Consider the following 3920-nt stretch of genomic DNA (forward strand, 5'->3'; position numbering starts at 1 on the left):
GCCTCGACGGCGCGGCCCTGGCCGGTGGTGCCGCCCTCGGAGGCCGAGGGGGTGTCCCAGCCCTGCCAGCCGACGCCACTTACATTGGCGTTAATTTGCACAGAGCCATCTTCAACGGGATTCAAGATGCTGACCTTAAGATCCTCTACTGATTTAGACTGCCCCGTTGTGCCAGCCGTAGATCCGTCGCGCTTGCTGCTCATCCAGCCAATATTCGAGACATGCGCCTCATACTGAATATGCATCTTGCTGTCATCTACGTTGAGAAGAGAACCGTTGAAGCAGTAGTTCATGTCACAGCGTCCGTTGACGCCCGGGACATTGCCACTGCTTGAATACTGCCAGAAACTGTAGCTGCCAGCATAATCGCAACGCCAATTATATTGAGCGACCCAATGGTCATAACCGCTCAACGACGGAGAATTCAGGTAGTTGTTAAGCCAGTTAAGGTTCGCATAGATACCCGACTTAAAGCCAACGGCCTCCATACGGTTGCAAAAAGCCTGCGCAATCTGGGTAAGCTTATCCTTGCTGAAATCCGGATCTTGCAAGATATAGCTATCCTCAAGATCATAATAAACGGGAAGCGACGGATGATGGCCGCCGAGCCAAGCAAGTGTCCTGTCGGCCTCTTTATTGGCATCCTCTACAGAACGGGCGTAGGAGTAGTAATACACGCCATAAGGAATGCCGAGGCGTTCACATTCAGCAGCGTTCTTTTCAAAAGAATCGTCAGGTTTTCCGTAAACCGGACCGACCTTGAGAATGGCAAAATCAATCCCCGCGGCCTTAACCTTATTCCAATCAACAGTTCCTTGATGATTGCTGACATCGATGCCGCGCGCAACAGCGCCATTGGGCAAAGGATCGTCAGTTAAAGACTGCGCATCGATGTCGCCATCGTCAGAATCGATAAGCACGCCGTTTTCGAAACGCCAAGAGTTCGGTTCCAAAGAGTCGGCTTCGCAGGAATTCATTTCAGTGGAATCATCGGTTGGGGCTTCACCGTTTGACTCGTCAACACGAGACTCTTCGATGCCAATTCCAGGCTGTTCGCCTGAATCAGAGTCTACACCCCCATCAGGACGAGCAGCATTTGCATCGTCACCATACCATTCGGTTACACCCTGAGAACCCGAGGCATCGTCCTGCGCTCCCTGAGAGCTTGCACCTTGAGATTCGTACTCGTTCGATGTTTGCGAGACCGACTGCGAAGCAGCGGCGGCCTGGACCGACAGCGCATACGCGCTGTAAGGCTGAATGATTTGCGACCAGCCCATCAATAGCGTACAAACCAAAGCAGCAGACGCTTTAAGACGTTTCATGCATATCCCCCGAGACAGTAACCACAGATAAAGAAACGAATACTAGCTATATTATCGCACTTCCATACAGGCATTTAAAGCTTAGGAAAGCACCAGTTAGCACACAGTCAAAAAGAGGCGCTCCTGCAACGGAGCGCCTCAACAGACTCTATGCGAAAGGCCTAGCGGCACCGATTACACGACCTGGAGCATTGACCGAGCGCTCGGTCACACCGATCCCAGGCCACGAATCAATGATTCGACCGTTTCCGATATAGATTCCAATATGGCCCTGGTAGTAGACCACATCTCCCCTCTGCATAGCAGAAGTGCTAACCGGCATAAACGTGTTGTTGCGATACCAATTCATGGAGTTGTAGGTTTGCTCGGGCAACCAACGATGGTTATACGGGTTATACCAACCCATATCCATGCCAGTCGCATACAGACATTGCAGCACTAAGCCCGAACAATCAACCGCATCCCCCGGCCAAGAAGACCAAGGCTCGATATAACGCGTCCCGATATATTCACGAGCACGCTGGACGAATGCGTTGATGCAATCCTGTCGCGAAGCGTTGTAAGGAATTCGAGAAGGCGTGACATACGTAAAGTAACCGGTGCAATACGAAGGAAGCTGCACGCTATTGCAACTAACCTTTGGATAAGATCCCGGGGTCTGATACCCCATATAACGATAGGTCTCAAAATACGAATCAGACGTAGAGCCTGGTGCGGAAGCGCCCTTGGGAACAATCTTTACCTGTAATGCCTGAACAGGAATGCCAAGCTTCGTGGTGCCCGCCGGTGATCCATTTTTGGTCCAGCCAAGCCATCCGTAATTTGACACGTGGACGCGATACCAGACATCAAAGTAATTCGAAACGTCACCAGTCAAATTAATCTTCACAGCTTGGATTTGTTGTCCCTGTCCAATGGTTCCCGCTGTGGCTCCATCTGAGACAGCAGATTGCCAGCCGATATTGGATACGTGGGCGGAATACGAAATGCCACCGTTCATGGAACTATCGGAAAGGGACAGTTGCATTGCCTCCATGGCACGGTTCTGCCCAACCGTTCCGGCAACACCGCCATTGCCAACAGACGCTTGCCAGCCAAGACCGGAGCAATTTGCCTTAGCGGATAGCCCAGGAAGCTGGATCAACGCAGCATGATCTTGAACGGGAGCGTCGGACGAACCCTTGGCAACCAACTTAATTTGAATTGCCTCGGCCTGCTTAGACAGCCCAACGGTGCCAGCTGCGGCGTCATTTTTAGCCCAACCAAGCCAACCATAATCCGCCGCATGAATACGGTAGTAAATATTGTATTTTGACGAGTCGTTGCCAGTGAGCCTTAATTTAACCGCCTGAATTGCGAGGCCCTTGCCAACAGTGCCAGCATAGGAAGCACCCGAAACGTATGGCTGCCAACCGATATTCGCAACGTGTGCTGACACTTCAACGGAGGCATCGATGCCCTGCGTCGAAATATACAACGCCTGCAGAGAACGAGACATGCCCGTCTGGCCGGCAGTTTCGCCATTGCCAACGGGAGCCAACCAGCCCGCAGAAGCAACGTGCGCCTGGGATACAAGACCGATTCCCGACGTTTCGGTAAATGCATTACCGGTAGAACCAGGGGCAGGTTGACCCTTACGAACAAGTGCAACATCTATGCCGCACAAACCGGAAGAACCACCAGAAACGCCACATGCCTGACCATTTGACGTCCAGCCCGTCCAGCCATTACCGGAATCGTATACTCGATACCAAATGTCATAATTGGCAGCAAACTGGCCGCTCAGCGACATTTTTATCGCTTTAATGGGTGCACCGGATACCGCCTTGGCGGCGCCGCCATCCGATTCGGAGGCACCCCAGCCTGAATATGCATCCATAACGGCATAGGAAATTGACCCGTCATCAGTTTGGCCTGCAACGCTTAAGGCAATGGAGTTCAGCAGTTTGGCGCCCTTGCCTCCAATCGTAGCCTTTTGACCAGAAGATAAGCCAAGACTCTCCCCAGAAACGGCGGATCCGGAAACCGCAACAGCATCTAGATCGCCGATAAAGACCTTGCTCGAAGAGCCAGGCGCTGCTCCGCCTTTCTCCACAAGGATTACCTTTACCGCTTCGATAGCCTTGCCTTTACCGGCAGAACCAGCGGCAGCTCCATTACAAGCCCAATCGAGCCAGCCTATACCCGAGACATGAGCACAGTACCAAATGTCATATTTTTCAGCTGCCTCACCGGTTAGACGAATCTGAACGGCTTCGAGACGCTGAGACTTACCAGTCGTTCCACAGTGCCCCTCAGACCACTGTTGCCAGCCGACATTAGAAACATGGCCACGAAGCTCAATGGAGCCCGAGTGACCATACCAGCCAAGCTGAGCCTCAAGCGCCTCCATGGGGAGGCCCCTACCAGTTGTCCCGGCAACAGATCCGCCGCCTACGGGCGACATCCAACCAATATTCGACGTATGTGAGCAAACAGTGATTGAGGCAGGTTCATCGCTACGGCTCTTAAAAGGACAGGCGGTGTCGCCCGGGGCGGGGTCGCCCTTGGGCAGGACCGCGACCTGGACGGCCTGGACGGCGCGGCCGTAGCCCG

At 53.1% G+C, this 3920-nt stretch carries 2 protein-coding genes; both read right to left on the reverse strand.

Features of this window, described 5'->3' with window-relative positions:
- A partial coding sequence (locus AAA069_RS09870; protein WP_349128263.1) for a GH25 family lysozyme occupies positions 1-1325 on the reverse strand: 1325 nt, incomplete at its 3' end.
- Between the two features lie 148 nt (positions 1326-1473).
- Positions 1474-3879 carry an NlpC/P60 family protein gene (locus tag AAA069_RS09875; protein WP_349128264.1) on the reverse strand — a complete coding sequence of 802 codons (2406 nt, stop codon included), beginning with the start codon at positions 3877-3879 and terminating at the stop codon, positions 1474-1476.
- Positions 3880-3920 lie beyond the last annotated feature (41 nt).

Source organism: Collinsella sp. CLA-SR-H006 (assembly GCF_040097075.1).
In the GTDB taxonomy this organism is placed as follows: domain Bacteria; phylum Actinomycetota; class Coriobacteriia; order Coriobacteriales; family Coriobacteriaceae; genus Collinsella.